Origin of the sequence: Pseudomonas sp. 9.2(2024), from assembly GCF_039695385.1 — a bacterium.
Taxonomy (GTDB): domain Bacteria; phylum Pseudomonadota; class Gammaproteobacteria; order Pseudomonadales; family Pseudomonadaceae; genus Aquipseudomonas; species Aquipseudomonas paraglycinae.
This window is the reverse complement of record NZ_CP155585.1, coordinates 4,248,524-4,264,654: the sequence shown is the minus strand read 5'-3', so window position 1 is coordinate 4,264,654 and position 16,131 is coordinate 4,248,524. Positions and strand designations below refer to the sequence as shown.

General features: G+C 62.9%; 15 protein-coding genes. 10 read left to right on the top strand and 5 right to left on the bottom strand.

Features of this window, described 5'->3' with window-relative positions; translation table 11 throughout:
- Positions 1-2 precede the first annotated feature (2 nt).
- On the bottom strand, positions 3-1,409 hold the full coding sequence (gene tssI, locus ABFB52_RS19110; protein WP_129972677.1) for a type VI secretion system tip protein TssI/VgrG: 1,407 nt from the start codon (positions 1,407-1,409) through the stop codon (positions 3-5).
- Positions 1,410-1,629: 220 nt separating this feature from the next.
- Between tssI and ABFB52_RS19105 the strand changes: the two genes are divergently transcribed.
- Positions 1,630-2,334, top strand: a complete 705-nt coding sequence (locus ABFB52_RS19105) for a YebC/PmpR family DNA-binding transcriptional regulator (protein ID WP_007951538.1) — start codon at positions 1,630-1,632, stop codon at positions 2,332-2,334.
- A gap of 132 nt (positions 2,335-2,466) precedes the next feature.
- On the opposite strand, the gene ABFB52_RS19100 is transcribed toward ABFB52_RS19105, so the two are convergent.
- A complete protein-coding gene (locus ABFB52_RS19100; RefSeq protein WP_085745928.1) occupies positions 2,467-3,777 on the bottom strand; it encodes a leucine-rich repeat-containing protein kinase family protein in 1,311 nt (436 codons plus the stop codon).
- A 61-nt stretch (positions 3,778-3,838) separates the two neighbouring features.
- On the bottom strand, positions 3,839-4,972 hold the full coding sequence (zapE, locus tag ABFB52_RS19095; RefSeq protein WP_129972678.1) for a cell division protein ZapE: 1,134 nt from the start codon (positions 4,970-4,972) through the stop codon (positions 3,839-3,841).
- Between the two features lie 286 nt (positions 4,973-5,258).
- On the opposite strand from zapE, the gene ABFB52_RS19090 reads away from it, so the two are divergent.
- From ABFB52_RS19090 to ABFB52_RS19060, 7 genes are all read left to right on the top strand, one after another.
- Positions 5,259-5,768, top strand: a complete 510-nt coding sequence (locus ABFB52_RS19090; protein WP_129972731.1) for a spore coat U domain-containing protein — start codon at positions 5,259-5,261, stop codon at positions 5,766-5,768.
- A gap of 100 nt (positions 5,769-5,868) precedes the next feature.
- Positions 5,869-6,402 carry a spore coat U domain-containing protein gene (locus ABFB52_RS19085; RefSeq protein ID WP_085745931.1) on the top strand — a complete coding sequence of 178 codons (534 nt, stop codon included), beginning with the start codon at positions 5,869-5,871 and terminating at the stop codon, positions 6,400-6,402.
- Positions 6,403-6,422: 20 nt separating this feature from the next.
- The gene (locus ABFB52_RS19080) at positions 6,423-6,959 is read left to right on the top strand and encodes a spore coat protein U domain-containing protein (protein WP_007951533.1); all 537 of its coding nucleotides are present in this window, start codon (positions 6,423-6,425) and stop codon (positions 6,957-6,959) included.
- A 4-nt stretch (positions 6,960-6,963) separates the two neighbouring features.
- Positions 6,964-7,464 carry a spore coat U domain-containing protein gene (locus ABFB52_RS19075; RefSeq protein WP_085745932.1) on the top strand — a complete coding sequence of 167 codons (501 nt, stop codon included), beginning with the start codon at positions 6,964-6,966 and terminating at the stop codon, positions 7,462-7,464.
- Between the two features lie 24 nt (positions 7,465-7,488).
- Positions 7,489-8,271, top strand: a complete 783-nt coding sequence (locus ABFB52_RS19070; RefSeq protein WP_085745933.1) for a molecular chaperone — start codon at positions 7,489-7,491, stop codon at positions 8,269-8,271.
- An 84-nt stretch (positions 8,272-8,355) separates the two neighbouring features.
- Positions 8,356-10,713, top strand: a complete 2,358-nt coding sequence (locus ABFB52_RS19065) for a fimbria/pilus outer membrane usher protein (RefSeq protein WP_129972679.1) — start codon at positions 8,356-8,358, stop codon at positions 10,711-10,713.
- Positions 10,710-11,681: a spore coat U domain-containing protein gene (locus tag ABFB52_RS19060; protein WP_129972680.1), complete on the top strand. Its 972-nt coding sequence runs from the start codon at positions 10,710-10,712 to the stop codon at positions 11,679-11,681. The genes ABFB52_RS19065 and ABFB52_RS19060 overlap by 4 nt, the downstream gene beginning before the upstream one ends.
- Before the next feature lie 5 nt (positions 11,682-11,686).
- On the opposite strand, the gene ABFB52_RS19055 is transcribed toward ABFB52_RS19060, so the two are convergent.
- Both ABFB52_RS19055 and ABFB52_RS19050 read right to left on the bottom strand, forming a co-directional pair.
- Positions 11,687-12,439 (bottom strand): anti-sigma factor, encoded by a 753-nt coding sequence (locus ABFB52_RS19055; protein WP_129972681.1) that lies wholly within the window; start codon positions 12,437-12,439, stop codon positions 11,687-11,689.
- Entirely contained in the window at positions 12,436-12,942 is a 507-nt protein-coding gene (locus tag ABFB52_RS19050) for a sigma-70 family RNA polymerase sigma factor (RefSeq protein WP_129972682.1), read from the bottom strand. The genes ABFB52_RS19055 and ABFB52_RS19050 overlap by 4 nt, the downstream gene beginning before the upstream one ends.
- A gap of 257 nt (positions 12,943-13,199) precedes the next feature.
- Here ABFB52_RS19050 and ABFB52_RS19045 point away from each other — a divergent pair, with 257 nt between their 5' ends.
- Positions 13,200-14,774: an amino acid adenylation domain-containing protein gene (locus ABFB52_RS19045; RefSeq protein WP_346836091.1), complete on the top strand. Its 1,575-nt coding sequence runs from the start codon at positions 13,200-13,202 to the stop codon at positions 14,772-14,774.
- Positions 14,771-16,105, top strand: coding sequence for a hypothetical protein (locus tag ABFB52_RS19040; RefSeq protein WP_085745939.1), 1,335 nt, complete (start codon positions 14,771-14,773; stop codon positions 16,103-16,105). Before ABFB52_RS19045 ends, ABFB52_RS19040 begins: the two co-directional genes overlap by 4 nt.
- The last annotated feature ends 26 nt before the right edge of the window (positions 16,106-16,131 follow it).

Below are 16,131 nucleotides of genomic sequence, written 5' to 3'. Positions count from 1 at the left end.
CGTCAGCGCGGCGGGGCGGAGCGGTTGAGCAGCCAGTCGAGCAAGAGGTCGTCGTCGGGCTCGGTTTCTTTCGGCTGTGCCGGTCGGGGTCGGCGGACGTCGAGGCAGAGGATCGGCCGGTCGGGATCGCTGTCGAGAAAACTCACCCAGACCTCGCTGCCGGCGCAGGGCAGATCTTCCCGAGGCAGGCCGCCGCCGACGTGGGGCATGACCACTGGCAACCACAGTCCTTCGCTGGCGGTGGCATCAGGTTGGTCAGGCCATAACCGCACGGCGATCCGTCCCTGATCGTCCACCTGCGCCGGTTGCCCCGGCGCGCCAAGCACTTGCGCCGGCTGATACCCCGGAATGCCCGGGCGCGGTTGTTTCGGCGGCGGGCGAAACGGGGTCGACCAGGGCAGCGCGGTGAAGTCGTTGTGATAGCGACGAACCGTCGGCACGGGATCGAGAATCGAAGGTTGCTGGCCCTGATGACGCAAATCGGTGATCAGCCACTGCTCGTTGAACGCGTTTACCGGGTGCTCCATGACTTGCAACAGACGCCCGCTGAGCAGTCGCGGACAATCGCTGCGGCCCTGAATCGAGCGCGACCGGCAGCGTTGGCGTTCCAGCAGTCGACGACTGCGCTGGGCCGCGTGACGTTGTGCAGTCGGCAGAAATCCCGGTGGGGCGACGGGACTGCCCAGCGTGTGATTGGCGGCCTCCTGGCCCGTAATCGAATGCCCTCGCTCACGCACGCCGGCAGGAATCTGAGGCAGCACCGCCTCATGGCGCTGGAACAGGCTGCTGAGGCCGGTTGCCGGCGCATCGATCTGCGTGTTGAAAGCAATCGCCGTCGGTTGCTGCGGCAGGCTCAGACTGTCATCGGCGAACACCACCACATGGCCGTCCGGCTGATGTTCGAAGTGATAGTGGATGCCTTCCTCCTCACAAAGCCGTTGCACAAAGGCCAGATCGGTTTCCTCGTACTGAATGCAGAACGGCCGCGGCGGGTAGTGGCCGACGGTCATCTCGATCCGGTAGCTGTGGGCAGGCAGGTGATGTTCGCTGAGCAGTTGCTCAAGGATGGCCGGCACGTTCAGTTGCGTGAAGACCCGGCGTACGGGATGTTGCTCCAGCGCTTGCAGATGCGGCATCAGCACCAGTTGATAGGCGATCCGGTGCGTCGCGCGGTGTTCACAACTGGCACTTTGGATGATGCCGTGAATCCCGTGGTCGTCATCCAGGTGCAGAAACGCCGCCTGATGCAGCAGCGTGCCGGGTGACCAGGCGGGCGCCAAACCCATGACTTCGATTTCAAACCGAAAGGGCTGATTCAGCGCTTCATGACCGCTGAAGCGCAGGACCGGCAGGCTTATCCCGCCTTCGGCCAGGGTCAGCGAAAACGGACTTTCCTTGTCATTGAGCATTCGGGCGGGCTCTGTTCAGGCAATACGGGCCACAGAGGGTACGAAAACACGACGTTGAATGGACGTGGCAAACCGGTTTTTCAGAATCGCCCTACAAGGCGCGTAGAAGATGTCGATGCGCATCGGAATTTTTGGTCGATTGCCGACTTTAGGCCGTATAAACTTGGCGCCATGCGTCGGCCAATAGATGTCTCGGCGCCACAGATCAAGAGAGTGAGTAATGGGCGCACAGTGGAAGGTTAAACACAAAGAAGCGGCAGCCAACGCCAAGGGCAAGATCTTCGGCAAACTGGTGAAGGAAATCACCATTGCTGCGCGTAACGGTGCCGATACCGCCACCAACGCACACCTGCGTCTGGTGGTCGAACAGGCCAAGAAAGCCTCGATGCCCAAGGAAACCCTGGACCGCGCCATCAAGAAGGGTGCTGGCCTGCTGGGCGAAACCGTTCAATACCATCGCGTGACCTACGAAGGTTTCGCACCGCATCAGGTGCCGCTGATCGTCGAGTGCGTGACCGACAACATCAACCGCACCGTGGCGGAAATCCGCGTGGCGTTCCGCAAGGGCCAACTGGGTGCTTCCGGTTCCGTTGCCTGGGACTTCAACCATGTCGGCATGATCGAAGCGTCGCCGGACACCCCGGACGCCGATCCTGAGATGGCCGCGATCGAAGCCGGCGCCCAGGATTTCGAGCCGGGCGAAGAGGGCGCGACCCTGTTCCTGACCGACCCGACTGATCTGGACTCGGTGCAGAAAGCCCTGCCGGAACAAGGCTTCACCGTGCTGTCGGCCAAACTGGGCTACCAGCCGAAGAACCCGGTCAGCGGCCTGAGCGACGAGCAGATGGCTGAAGTCGAGGCGTTCCTCGAAGGCCTGGACAACCATGACGACGTGCAGGACATGTTCGTCGGTCTGGCCGGCTGATTTTTCGAGTCAGTAACACCGCAATCGCGAGCAGGCTCGCTCCCACACTTGATCAGTGTTGTTCCCCTTTACAGGGGTGATACAAGTCGATCGTGGGAGCGAGCCCGCTCGCGATTGACCGCGCAGCGGTCATTACTGTTGCAGCACCTCAACGATCTCGCCAAACCCCGGCCGCGCCAGCACTTGCGGCTGACAGCAGCGCTGTTCCAGGGCTTCCAGCACCTGTCGCTGTTCATCGCTCAACCCCGAGTCGATGCGCGCCAGCAGTTCCCCCAGCAGAATCCCGAACGCCCGCACTTCGAGGCGTTGCAGTGCACGGGTTTCAGGCGTGTCCGCCGTGGCATGGAACGACGCCGCACCAAAATCCCCCAGCAGACAGTCGCCCTGATCGTTCAACAGAATGTTGTGTCCGTAGAGATCACCGTGGGTGATGCCGTGACGATGCAGATGCCCGGCGACCGACGCAATGCCCCGGGCGATGCGCAGGGCAACATCGGCACTGAAACGGCAATCCTCGGCATACACATCCCGTGAACAGGACGCCAGGCTCGGCAACCCGGCGAGGTTGCGGTAACTCGGATCGATCAACTGCATCACCAGGCCTTGCTGGTCATCGGGATGCTGGTCGATGCGGCCTTCGACGCGGATCAGGTTCGGGTGCAGCCCGGCGGTGATGCACGCGTTCATTTCATGCAGCGGCGAGCCGTCGCTGGTCATCTCGCCCTTGTACAACTTGACCGCCACTGGCGTGGCCGGCTGATTCGCGGGCAGCCACTGCGCCCGGTAAATGACCCCGGAAGCGCCTTCGCCCAGCCGTTGCTCCAGCTGCAGCGCCGACCAGTCGATCAGGGGCGCTTTGTCGAGGGCGGCGGCATCGGCTTCGGTTTCCAGCGGATTGCCGGCGTAGGCCAGCCAGGTCAGGCTCGGCAGGGTCAACAGCCATTGCGGCAACTCGGTCAACTGATTGGCGGCGATGCGGATCAGCTCCAGCCGATGGCACTGACTCAGTGACGGCGGCAGGGTGCGCAGGCGATTGCCGGCAAGCATGAGTTTTTGCAGCAACGGGCGCTCGCCCAGTTCCGTGGGCAGGGTTTCGATGGCGTTGTCGGTCAAGATCAGCCAGCGCAACTGCGGCGGCAGCGCCGCGCCGGGTATCTGAGTGATGCGGTTGGCCTTGAACCCGATCATCGTCAGCGCCTGGCACTGACCCAGGCACGCCGGCAATTGGGTGAACTGATTGTCGGAGCAGAACAGCACACGCAGGCGCGTCAGACGATGCAAGTCGTCCGGCAGGCTGCTCAGGGCGTTGCCGCTCAGATTGAGCACTTCCAGCGTGTCAGCCAGGTTGAAAATCTCCGGCGGAAATTCACTCAGGCCTTCGGCCAGATCCAGCCGGGTGATGCCCGACAGCTCGCCAGCGCGCAGTTGTGCAAGGGTGTGCATGAAAAGGATCGCTTTCGAGAAGGCGCGGGGCGCCGGAAATGGGCCGCATGATAACGGCAAATCAGCCCTGTTCGTGCACTTCGCGCAATTGCCCGAGCCGGCTGCGGGTGCGGGCCAGATCGATGGCCTGGCCGCCGAGGCTTTCGTGTAAGGGGAGTTGGCCGAGCAGGGTCAGGTGTTTGTCCTGGTCGTAGAGCACGTCGATCAGGTTGATAAAGCGCTGCTGGGCGGCGATCGAACATTCGCCCAGCTCCGGCAGTTCGTCGATGATCCAGTGGTCGAAGCGTCGACACAGTTCCAGATAATCCATCACCGCCGTGGGCTGTTCGCAGAGGTCGTTGAAGGTGAAACCGATGCGCCGGTCTTCGCACAGCCGCGCCTGCAAATGCCGGCTGCCGACCGCCAGAGGCAACGGCGTGGCGTCGAGTGGCGGCAGGTTCAAGGCGAGGCGCTGCGCCGGGGTGGCCGGCCAGACGTAATGGCCCTGGGTGAACATTTGATGCGCATGCCGGCGCGCCTGGGTGCGGTAATCGTGCGGGCTACCGACTTCCATGACCTGCATGCGCGCATTGATCAGGTCGATTACCGGTTTGAACCGCGCGTGGTACAGCGGGTTGGGCAGCAAACCTTCGGGCGGGTAGTTGGAGGTCACCAGCAACAGGATTCCGCGCTTGAACAGCGCCTTGAACAGACGGGTGATGAGCATCGCATCGCCGATGTCATGTACATGAAATTCATCGAAACACAGCACCCTACAGTCCGTCAGCAACGCGTCGAGGGTGACGGCGAGGGCGTCATCGCAATCGCGGTTCTCGAACATGCCCTGATGCAACTGGGCAAAGAACCCGTGGAAGTGCAGGCGGCGTTTTTGCTGGATCGGCAGCGCCTGGAAAAATCCATCCAGCAGCCAGCTCTTGCCGCGCCCGACCGCTCCGTGCAGATACAGACTGGGCGGGGTTTTCGCAGGGGTGCCAAACAACAGGCCGGCCTGATGGGCCATGCAGTCGATGACCCGCTGCTGACTGTGGCTGAGGGTGTAGCCCTGGCCATGGGCCTTTTGCCGGAAATAGTCACGCACCGATTGCGCGCTGGCGGCGCACTGGCCCGCGTTTGTAACGGAGCGTTTGCCGAAGAAATGGCGCAAGGCTGACCAGCGCTGGGTCAGACGCGAACGGTCGGGCGGTCGGGCGGGCACAGCAATCACTCCGTCATCATCGGGCCGGCTCCCGCGAGCGCGGCGGGGTAGTTTAACCAGACGGGTAGTTTTGCTTCCACTGCGCCTTATCGTTTTTCCGCAGAGCAATCTGCGGCGTGTACAGGATTTTTCAACGCTTTAAATCGACGTGTTGCCAACCTTTCGAAACAAATCCCGGCGGCTGACTGGATCCAATCGACTGGCGCAATCGGCGTCCGTTGCTAACCTGAAACACTGTAACGACAGAGACGCTGTCGCCATCAAGGAACGGGCGGTGAATGCAGGGATGGTCTGGGCATTGCTGGGCGGACTCGCGATACCGGTTCACGCCGCCGACCTTCAGGTCGAGGTGCGGGTCGATGTGCAGCGCGGTTGCCAGTTGATCGGCCAGCAACGCGAGGCCGGTATCGAGCAACTGGGCGTGCTCGATTTCGGCACCACGGCGCGGCTCGACGACCGGGACGGGCCACTCGGTGCGGCGCTGACCAATTCGCGTCTGCCACGCCTGGAATGCAACCCGGACACCCCGTACCAGTTGCGCGTCGATGGCGGCCTGCACGGTGGCATTGGCGAGGTGCGTTATATGGCGGGAGAGGCCGGCAGCAAGCCGATTCCTTATCGCCTGTATCAGGACCCTGCGCGGCGGGTGCCGCTGGTGGTGGATGTGCCGGTCAGTGGCCGGGTGCCGGACAGCGGCACGGTGGACTTGCCGTTATACGGGCGGATCGAGCGGATGGCGGAGGTGCCACGGGTCAGCCGGTATTCGGATCTGGTGAAGGTGACGGTCACCTGGTGATCGCGGAGTTTTTCAGCCATTCGGTGGGGCCGGGTGGTGCAGGGAAGGGCGTTCAATGACGAGCGCAGTGGTCGAGTAATCCTGAAGGAGTAGGGGCTCAATGATGGGCAGACACGGGCGGGTAATCGCCGCAGCCACATTGCTGTTGTTCACCGAGACCGCGGCAGCGGCAGTCAGTGGGCAGATCCTTGCGCGGCTGACGCTGATTGCCGGCTGCGAGGTGACCAACGCTACCAGCCCCGCCAGCCCGGTGGATGGGCTGGGCTCTCTCGATTTCGGCCAGCAGGGCCCGACCTGGAACGCACCGATCAAGGCCAGTCTCAGCGAAGCGGGCAGCGGCCAGCTGAATGTCGCCTGCAATCCTTCGGTCACCGGGTTTACCGTGACCATCGACGGTGGCGCCCATGGCGACGGCACCACACGCCGCCTGAGCAACGGGCGCCAGACGCTCCCTTACCAGCTGTTCCTCGATGCCTCGGGCAGCCAGAGCTACAGCATCGGTCAACAACACAATTTCGCTGTCACCAGCGGCGCACAGATACCCATCCCGGTATTTGGCTCGGTGGTGGCGAACACCCGTGCGGTACCGGCCGGTGTCTATACCGACACCCTGACGGTGACGCTCGACTGGTAACCCCGTAGAGGACGGACACCATGCGTACGATTGCATCAAGGATAGGTTTGTCGTTGCTCGGCCTGACGCTCGCTTCCAGCGTCAATGCCGCCACCACGGTCACCGGCCAGATCACCTCCAGCCTGATCCTGATCAGCAGTTGCCAGGTCAACGGTTCCGGCGGTTCTACCGGGCTGAACTTCGGTGCGTTGAACTTCGGCACCGCCAACAGCCTGTTCACCACGGCCACCGGGCAGGTGCTGGGCGGCGGGGGCGGGGCGTTGTCGATCCTGTGCTCGGCCGGCACCACGCCGACGGTCAAGGTCCGCGCCGGCGCCCATGACGGGCTCTCGCCGGGTGGTACCCGCGCGTTGTACGACGGGGTTGCCAACTATGTGCCGTACGATCTGTACACCGACGCCGGGCACTCGCAATTGCTGGCCATCGACGGGGTGATCAACCTCGCCGCCAGTACCGGTGTGGCGCAGACCGTGAACATCTACGGTCAGGCGGTGGGCAAGGCCGGGCTGCCGGCGGGCACCTACACCGACACGATTTCCGTTGAACTGACGTTCTAGTGTCATGGGCCGACATCGCTGTGCGGCGCTGCTTCTGCTGTGTGCGGGCAGCTTGCCGCTGCCGTTGGCGGCGGTGACCAGCCAGAGTTTTCAGGTCAGTGCCACGGTGACACCGGGTTGTCTGGTGGTGGGGGGCGTATCGAACTATGGCGGGCTGAATTTCGGTTCGCGTTCGGCGCTGGCTACCGGCACGGTGCAGGTCGCGTTGACCGGTGGCGTCACGCTGCAATGCACGCCGGGGGTGGCGCTGAACATGACGGTCGATGGCGGCCAGTACAACAGCGGCGGGCGACGCATGCAGATCAGTGGAGGCAGCGCGAAGGTGGCGTATGCGCTGTTTCGCGATGCGGCGTACAGCCAGAGCCTGGGCATCGGCCAGAGTGTGGCAGTGGCCTACAGCGATGCGAACAACATCAGTCTGCCGATCTACGGTCAGGTGCAATTGCCGGGCAATCAGCCCGGGGGGACATACAGCGATGTGTTGCAGGTGCAGCTGTCGTGGTGATGTGAAATGACAAGGAGCAGGTTTATGGGGTTTTTCACGTCACGCTATTCGTCCGTTTGTTGCGCCGTGCTGGCGCTGGTCATGTTCGGGACGCTCAAGGCCCAGGCCGCCAGTTCGGTGCTGATCTGGCCGATCGATCCGGTGCTGGAGGCCGATCAGCAGGCCAGTGCGCTGTGGCTGGAAAATCGCGGCACGGAAACCGCCAACCTGCAGATCCGCGTGTTCGGCTGGAGCCAGAGCGGTTTCGAAGAGCAATACCGCAATCAGCGCGAGGTGATCGGCAGCCCGCCGGTGGCGAAGATCGAGCCGGGCCAGAAGCAACTGGTGCGCCTGACCCGCACCAAGGACGTGCCGCCAGGCCAGGAACTGGCGTACCGGATCATCATCGATGAAATCCCCTCGGCTCAGCCCCCCGTTGCCGAAGACGGCAAGACCGCTGCGGCGATTCGCTTCCAGATGCGCTACTCGGTGCCGCTGTTCGCCTATGGCGCGGGTTTGTGGAGCAAGGAAGACAGCGCCCGTCAACGTGACCCCAAGGGCATCGGCCTGCCGCAACTGAGCTGGCGCACGGTGGCGGTGGAGGGGCGTCCTTATGTGGAAGTGCGCAATCAGGGCGCGGTTCATGCGCGACTGACCGACGTGGCCATAAAGCAGGGCAGCCAAAGCAAGCCGCTGGCCGAGGGATTGCTCGGCTACGTATTGCCCGGCGCGGTAATGCGCTGGCCGGCACCGGGACCGGTGACGGGAGAGCTGGCCGGGCGGATCAATGGCGCGGCGAAGGTGCAGAGCATTCCGCCGGCGCGATAGCCGTAGCGAGTCATGTCGAAGTGATCAGGCTTCGGCGCCAGCGGTTTCAGGAGGAATCAGTCCATTGACGGACGTAACACGCTAATGAGTCCAGGATGGGCTCGACGTATTCAGCGTCCGTTGTGGCTCATGACCGGCGCGTGGTGCCTGATGTTCATTCATCCATCCGGGGCCGGCGAATTGCCGCCGCCTCCCAGCGGCATGGAGGCCGTCAGCGATGCACAGTTGTTTCTGGAACTGGTGGTCAACCAGATGAATACCGGCCGGGTGGTGGCGGTGGAGCAGCGCGGCGGGCGCCTGTTCCTGCCGGCCAGCGTATTGCGCGACACCGGCATGAAGCTGCCGGAAGAGGCGGGTACCGAAGTCGATCTCGACGGCCTGCCGGGCCTGCACAGCGATTACGACAGCGTCAGCCAGCGACTGCTGCTCGACGTGCCACCGGACTGGCTGCCGGAGCAGTTCATCGGCAACCGTGAAGTCTATCCGCGCACCCCGGCGCTGAGCAGTTTCGGCGCGTTGTTCAACTATGACCTGTACCTCAATGACACCGACGACGCCGGCACCTATCTGGCGGCGTGGAACGAAGTGCGGGTGTTCGACAGTTGGGGCACGTTGTCGAGCACCGGGCAATATCGCCGTACGTTGTCGGGGGATGCGGTCAGCACGCTGGACAACGGCTATCTGCGTTACGACACCACCTGGCGCTACTCCGATGATGAGCGGATGCTGACCTACGAGGCCGGGGACCTGGTCAGCGGCGCCTTGCCCTGGAGCAGTTCGGTGCGGCTGGGCGGCGTGCAATTCTCGAGGGATTTTGCGGTGCGCCCGGATCTGGTGACCTATCCGCTGCCGCAGTTCGCCGGGGAAGCGGCGGTGCCGTCCTCGGTGGATCTGTTCATCAACGGCTACAAATCCAGCAGCACCGACCTGCAACCGGGGCCGTACACCCTGACCAACATTCCGTTTATCAACGGCGCGGGTGAGGCGGTGGTGGTGACCACCGATGCGCTGGGCCGGCAGGTGTCGACCACGGTGCCGTTCTATGTCACCAGCAGCCTGCTGCAAAAGGGCCTGAGCGATTTTTCGGTGGCCGCCGGTACGCTACGCCGGGATTACGGCCTGAAGGATTTCAGCTATGGGCCGGGCGTCACCTCGGGCAGTTTGCGTTATGGCGTCAGCGACACCTTTACTCTGGAGAGTCACGCCGAGGCGGCGGATACTCTGACGCTCGGCGGGCTGGGCGGTAACTTGCGGCTGGGCAATTTCGGGGTGCTCAACAGCGCGATCAGCCAGAGTCGTTTCGACGGCGATGGCGGTCAGCAATTGAGCCTCGGTTATCAATACAGCGGCCAACGCTACAGCTTTTCCTATCAGCGTTTGCAACGCCGCGACCGTTACGCCGACCTGACCGTGGTCGACAGCCCTTACACCACACTCAGCAAGCGCAGTGAGCAGGCGACCCTGAGCCTCAATCTCGAACGCTGGGGCAGTCTCGGCGTCGGGTATTTTGACATTCGTGCGGCAGACGAAACGCGCACACGGTTGCTCAACCTGAGTTGGAGCAAACCGCTGTGGCGCAACAGCAGTTTCTACCTGTCGGCCAACCGCGAAATCGGCGACAGCAACTGGGCGGTGCAGGCGCAACTGGTGATTCCGTTCGACCTGCGCGGCAGCCTGGCCATCAGCAGCGAACGCAGCAAGACCGGGCAGACGCAGCAGCGGGTCAACTACAGCCGCGCCGTACCGTCCGAGGGCGGGGTGGGCTTCAATCTCGGCTACGCCAAGGGCGACGGCGCCGATTACCGCCAGGCCGACCTGACCTGGCGCCTGCAATCGGTGCAATTGCAGGCGGGCGTCTACGGCACGTCCGACGCCGAAACCCGTTGGGCCGATGCCAGCGGTTCGCTGGTGTGGATGGATGATCAAGTGTTCGCTGCCAATCGCATCGACGATGCGTTCGTGGTGGTCAGCACCGACGGCTACGCGGACATTCCGGTGCGTTACGAGAACCAGCAGGTCGGCCAGACCGACCGTAACGGCCACTTGCTGGTGCCGTGGAGCAGCGCCTATTACCGCGGCAAGTACGAAATCGATCCGCTGAACCTTCCGGCCAACGTACGCAGCCCGAATGTCGAACAGCGTGTAGCGGTGCGCCGGGGCAGTGGCTATCTGCTGGAGTTTCCGCTGAGCCGGGTGATCGCCGCGAGTATCGTGCTGGTGGACGCGCAACAAAAGGAATTGCCGCTGGGCAGCGGCGTGCTGCACGAGCAGAGCGGTACGCGGACGGTGGTCGGCTGGGATGGGCTGGTCTATCTGGAAAATCTTCAGGCGCAGAATTCGCTGCGGGTGACTCTCGCGGACGGCAAGACCTGCAAGGCGCAATTCAGCGTCGACCTGCAGCAGGATGAAGTGCCGCTGATCGGCCCGCTGGTGTGCCAATGATCCGGGCGCGGTTTGTTTTGTGGCTGCTGTTGCTGTTGCCGGGACTGGCGCAGGCGCTGTGTTCGGTGGTCACCACCACACCGGCCGGGTTCGGGAACATCAGTTCGATCGCCGTGCGCACCACCTCGCAACCCAGTTCTACCCTGAACGGAGGCTTGAGTTGCACCGGTTCGCTGCTGTCTCTGTTGACCAACAATGACCATTTCTGGGCCACCGTTACCTCGACCCAGAGCGGTTTGCTCGGCCCCACCGGCGACGTGATCGGTTACACGGTCTACGCCAACAACAGCACCAGTTACCCGCTGACGCGCGGTACCGCCTATGATTTTGCCCGCAACGGTATCATCGATGCCTTGGGATTATTGGGCGGTACGGTGCCGAAAACCGTTCCGCTCTATTTCGGGACCACCATCGGCAGCAATGTGGCGGCTGGGATATATACCGAAACCCTGAGCATTTTCTGGAACTGGAATTATTGCTCGGGCATCGGTGTCGGCGGGCTTTGCCTGGGCCGCGACATCAACAGCGGTACCACGACACTGACGGTCAACCTGACGGTGTCCAACGACTGCACCATCACTGCCCCGAACATCGCTTTCGGCAGCGCGCCGGTGGTCAGCGCGTTCACCCCGGTGACCGGGCAGACCATCAACCTCGCCTGCACCAAGGGCAGTGCCTACACCGTGGGGCTGAACGACGGGCAGAATGCGCTGAGTGTCGGCGGACGGCGGCGGATGATTTCCGGCAGCAACTATCTGGCCTACGACATTTTCAAGAGCGCCGGGACCACCCGTTGGGGCAGTGTCGGTGCGGCCCGTCGGGCCAGCAGCGATGCCGAGGTCAACCCCGGCAACGGGCTGGGCACCGGCAGCCAGATCTTCAATTACAACGCGAAAATCTACACCGACCAGACCACACCACCCGCTGGGACCTATCTGGACAATGTGGTGCTGGATGTGGGGTTCTGAACCGGCTAGAAACTCACGGATTGCTTGAGCATTTTCGCCGCCGGGGTATCGGTCGGGCTGACCATTGCGTAGTTGTAGCCCTTGCCGGACCAGTACTCGGCCTGCAGATCCCCGTCCTGGCGGCTGCCCCGGGGCAGAAAGGTATTTTTAGGTCCCGGTGGGCGCACGTAGAAACTGACCTTGTGCCCGCTCTGGTCTTCATACATCACCATCGCCGCCGGGCCTTCATCGGTGCTCAGCAGACGGCCGCTGACCGGTGCAAAACCGGCCGACGTCAGGTCCGGCAGGCGATTGGCCTGAGTGAAATAACGGTCGAGCCAACGCTGGATATCGCCGTCACCATCGACCTTGTAGTCCGCCGGCAGAAGCCCTTGCTGGGCGATCAAACGGTACGCCTGCAAGGCATCCGTCATCGGTGCCGGGGGATGAAACACAGTCATGTCCCGGGCCTTCCAGCCTCCGACACCGCCGAGGCTGACGGCAATCAGCAGCACCGCCGCGCTGGCCCACTGGCGGCGTGACTGGCGTTTGAGGCGCTGACGGATCAGCGCCGGATCAAGGTCAGGATTGGCCGGTTGTTGCAAGGCACCGCCGAGGGCGGCGCGCAGGTGCTGGGCGTCCTGTTGCCAGGCGCGAACCTGCGCCGCTTCGTCCGGATGGCTGGCGAGCCAGGTTTCCAGCACATGCCGGTCGGCCTCGCTGAGCTGGTGGTCGACGTAGGCGTGCAGGTCACGTTCGTTGGGGGGCAGACTGATCATTTGAGTATCCGCAAGGAAGGGCTGCTGATTTCCCCGTCGCTGAGCTGGCGCAGGGCCTGGCGAGCACGGGACAGGCGCGACATCACGGTGCCGGTGGGGACGTCGAGAATCTCGGCGACCTCCTTATAAGTCAAGCCTTCCACCGACACCATCAGCAGCAGCGCGCGCTGTTCGGTGGGCAGTCGGTCGAAGGCCTGCAGGGTCGATTGGGCAATCACGGTACGTTCCACCGAGGGCTCGGCGTCGTCGCGGCCGGTGAAGAATTCGAGCATCCGCGCATAACGCCGCGAACGCCGATGCGCATCGAGGAATTGCCGGTACAGGATCGAAAACAGCCAGGCCCGCAGATCGCCGTCGGCGCGTTTGTCGCCCCAACCCGACAGCGCCCGCTCGAGGCTGGCTTGCACCAGGTCGTCGGCGCTGCTGCTGTTGCGTGTCAACGACAGCGCGAAGCGGCGCAATCTGGGGATCAGATCGCGTAATTGCTCGTCGAGTGTATTCATGACAGGGACATGCTCTGGGCCAGAAGCGCGGTAGTGGTAGGAAAGACGCCTCTCGACACAGCTTATTCCATTCCAGGAGTTGAAAGATTTCATTACTGGCGACGTAGGAAAGTTCGCCGCGTTCTGTAGTGCGTGTAATGGATTCAAATCTCCCGGCTCAACCCGTCCGACAAGCGCAAGCAGCCATCGATGTCGCCAACAGGCAATCGATGGACGAAGCGGCTGAAACGATGATTTGAGCAAAAGGGATGTTTGAGATGCATGCAATCGTAATGAATACCCCAGCCACACCGAGTGCAGTACCTGACTGGCGGACATTCGGCTGCGGCCCGGTGGCCGAGCCCGAGTTCTCGTTGATCCACCGTGCGATCAAAGCGCGGGCGGCGACTCATCCGCAGCATGTGGCCGCGCGTTTTCAGGGGCAGAGCCTTACCTATGGCGAATTGAACCGCCAGGCCAACCGGTTGGCCAGATTGTTGTCGAGTCATGGCGTAGCCCCGGGCGATCACGTGGCGCTGTTTGTCGAACGTTCGATCCCGATGCTGGTGGGCATGCTCGCGACCCTGAAGGTGGGCGCTGCCTATATTCCCCAGCATGTCGGCATCACCCCGGCCACGCAGTTGAGCCACATCATGTCGATTGCTTCGACGCGGGTGGTGTTGACGCTTTCAACACTGGCCCACGGGATTCCGCTGACGACCGGGCAGCATTGCATTCATCTGGATACGTTCATCGACACGCCGGGCTTGGCCGCCGATGACGTGAATGTGGGGGCGAACATTTCGTCACCGGATGCCCTGTGTTTTGTGCTGTTTACGTCCGGCACGACCGGTCAGCCCAACGGTGTCAGGGTGACCCAACGCAATGTCTGCAACATTCTGCTGACCGGCCCCGGCAATCTCGGCATGGGGCCGGGCATGAACGTCGGGCAGATTCTCAATATCGCCTTTGACATGGCCGCCTGGGAAATCCTCGGGTGCCTGGCCCATGGCGCGACGCTGCTGATCCGGGGCAAGGACATTGCCGAAACCGCCGAGCAGTGTGACGTGCTGATCGCGACCCCATCGATTCTCGCCACGCTGGATCCGGAGCGCTGCAGTCAGGTGAAGGTGGTGGCCCTGGCCGGCGAACCGTGCCCGCAGCCCCTGGCTGATCGCTGGGCGTCCTTTTGCGATTTCTACAATGCTTGCGGCCCCACAGAAACCACTATCGTCAACACCATGCAGCATTACCGAGGCACGGGCCCGTTGACGATCGGCACGCCAACGCCCAACAACACCGTGTATGTGCTGGATGAAACGGGCCAACTGTGCGCGCCGGGTGAGCAGGGCGAAATGTGGGCCGGTGGCGACTGTGTGACGGCCGGGTATCTGGGCAATCCTGCCCTGACTGCCGAGCGTTACCGCCTCGATCCGTTTCTGGGACAGGGCCGCATGATGTTTCGCACCCGTGACCTGGGGCGCTGGACTGCTGACGGCGAACTGGAACACTTGGGCCGGGTGGACGATCAGGTGAAAGTCCGGGGCTTTCGCGTTGAGCTGGACTCGGTGTCGGCTGCGCTGGAGTCTGCACCGGGCTGCGAGCGCGCGGTGACCTTGAAGTTCGATAACCGTCATCTGGTGGCTTTCGTCTTTCCTGCATCCACGGACACCGATGTGGCGCGACGCCGTTGCGAGGAGCGTCTGGCCTATTACTGCGTGCCTTCGATGATTCTGCCGGTGGATGACATCCCGCTGACTTCAAGGGGCAAGGTCGACAAACGCTTGTTGCTTGAGCGGGCACAGGCGCATCAGGCGCAGCTCGCTGCCGCCCGGCAGGAGGCGGGGCAATGAGTCAGGTCGACGACGCTTTTGCCCTGCCACCGCGACGTCCGCTCTGGCGGCGCCTGGGAACGCTGCCGCTGTTTTCACATTACAACCGCCTGGTTGCGCTGGTGTTGCTGGCGAACCTCGGGGCGCTGGTGTACGGGATCACCGTCGGACAGTGGTGGTCGGCCTCGGAGGTTGCGTTGGAGGCATTGTCGCAGCTGGTGTTGGCGAACCTGTCGATGGCGATCCTGATTCGTCAGCAATACTTGATCAATCTGCTGTTCTGGCTGGCGACCCGGGCTCCCACGTGTTGGCCGCTGGCGATTCGTCGCTCGCTGGCCAAGGTTTATCACTTCGGCGGTTTGCACAGTGGCGGGGCGATGGCCGCGATTGTCTGGTTCGTTGCGCTGCTCGGCTCGATGATCTGGCAAAGGACCGACGGGGCAGGTGGGGTTTCGCTGACGCTGCTGGCCATCAGCGCCGCGCTTCTGGGGTTGTTGCTGCTGATGGCGATCATGGCGTTGCCGGGGATTCGCTCACGGTTTCACAACGCTTTCGAACGCACCCATCGGTTCGCCGGTTGGGCGGCGCTGCTGCTGTTCTGGGGCATGACGCTGGTGTTTGCCCGGGATCGTCATCCTGGCGCCGACTTGGCGCAAGTACTGTTGACGTCCGTTTCATTCTGGATGCTGCCGCTCCTGACACTCAGCATTGCCTTGCCCTGGCTGCGCCTGCGCAAGGTGCCAGTGACGCTGGTCAAACCGTCGTCGCATGCGGTGATTGCCCGGTTCAATCACCACACACCGTTCGCCGGATCCTCTACCGCAATCAGTCGCCATCCGCTGTGGGAATGGCACTCGTTTGCCAACATTCCTGCACCGGACGAACAGGGTTTTCGCCTGATCATTTCCCGTGCCGGCGACTGGACCGGTGAACTGATCGAGCAGCCGCCGAGCCATGTCTGGGTCAAGGGCATCACCACGGCAGGCGTCGCCCATATCGAAACCCTGTTCAAGTCAGTGGTGTACGTCGCCACCGGCAGTGGCATTGGGCCGGTGCTGCCGCATCTGCTGGCGCGGCAGGTGCCGATCCACCTGATCTGGTCCACCCGCAGCCCGCGCGAGACCTATGGTGATGCGCTGGTGGAGGAAATCCTGCAGGCACAACCCGATGCCCATATCTGGGACACCGACCGGTTGGGCAAGCCGGATCTGGTGGCGCTGGCGTATGCCGCCGTTCGAACCCACGGCGCGGAAGCGGTGATCTGTATTTCCAATCAGAAGCTGACCGAGCGAGTAGTCGAGGAAATGGAGTCCCGGGGTATTCCGGCCTACGGCGCGATCTGGGATTCCTGACGGCGCGTCGGTGTTTTTCCACTCAC

What these genes read in the sequence shown, in the direction of transcription:
- ABFB52_RS19105 (WP_007951538.1), top strand. Translation starts at nt 1,630, where the DNA reads ATGGGCGCACAGTGGAAGGTTAAACACAAAGAAGCGGCAGCCAACGCC.
- ABFB52_RS19070 (WP_085745933.1), top strand. Translation starts at nt 7,489, where the DNA reads ATGGGGTTTTTCACGTCACGCTATTCGTCCGTTTGTTGCGCCGTGCTG.
- ABFB52_RS19055 (WP_129972681.1), bottom strand. Translation starts at nt 12,439, where the DNA reads ATGATCAGTCTGCCCCCCAACGAACGTGACCTGCACGCCTACGTCGAC.
- ABFB52_RS19045 (WP_346836091.1), top strand. Translation starts at nt 13,200, where the DNA reads ATGCATGCAATCGTAATGAATACCCCAGCCACACCGAGTGCAGTACCT.
- ABFB52_RS19080 (WP_007951533.1), top strand. Translation starts at nt 6,423, where the DNA reads ATGCGTACGATTGCATCAAGGATAGGTTTGTCGTTGCTCGGCCTGACG.
- ABFB52_RS19050 (WP_129972682.1), bottom strand. Translation starts at nt 12,942, where the DNA reads ATGAATACACTCGACGAGCAATTACGCGATCTGATCCCCAGATTGCGC.
- tssI (WP_129972677.1), bottom strand. Translation starts at nt 1,409, where the DNA reads ATGCTCAATGACAAGGAAAGTCCGTTTTCGCTGACCCTGGCCGAAGGC.
- ABFB52_RS19060 (WP_129972680.1), top strand. Translation starts at nt 10,710, where the DNA reads ATGATCCGGGCGCGGTTTGTTTTGTGGCTGCTGTTGCTGTTGCCGGGA.
- ABFB52_RS19090 (WP_129972731.1), top strand. Translation starts at nt 5,259, where the DNA reads ATGGTCTGGGCATTGCTGGGCGGACTCGCGATACCGGTTCACGCCGCC.
- ABFB52_RS19065 (WP_129972679.1), top strand. Translation starts at nt 8,356, where the DNA reads ATGAGTCCAGGATGGGCTCGACGTATTCAGCGTCCGTTGTGGCTCATG.
- ABFB52_RS19075 (WP_085745932.1), top strand. Translation starts at nt 6,964, where the DNA reads ATGGGCCGACATCGCTGTGCGGCGCTGCTTCTGCTGTGTGCGGGCAGC.
- ABFB52_RS19085 (WP_085745931.1), top strand. Translation starts at nt 5,869, where the DNA reads ATGATGGGCAGACACGGGCGGGTAATCGCCGCAGCCACATTGCTGTTG.
- ABFB52_RS19040 (WP_085745939.1), top strand. Translation starts at nt 14,771, where the DNA reads ATGAGTCAGGTCGACGACGCTTTTGCCCTGCCACCGCGACGTCCGCTC.
- ABFB52_RS19100 (WP_085745928.1), bottom strand. Translation starts at nt 3,777, where the DNA reads ATGCACACCCTTGCACAACTGCGCGCTGGCGAGCTGTCGGGCATCACC.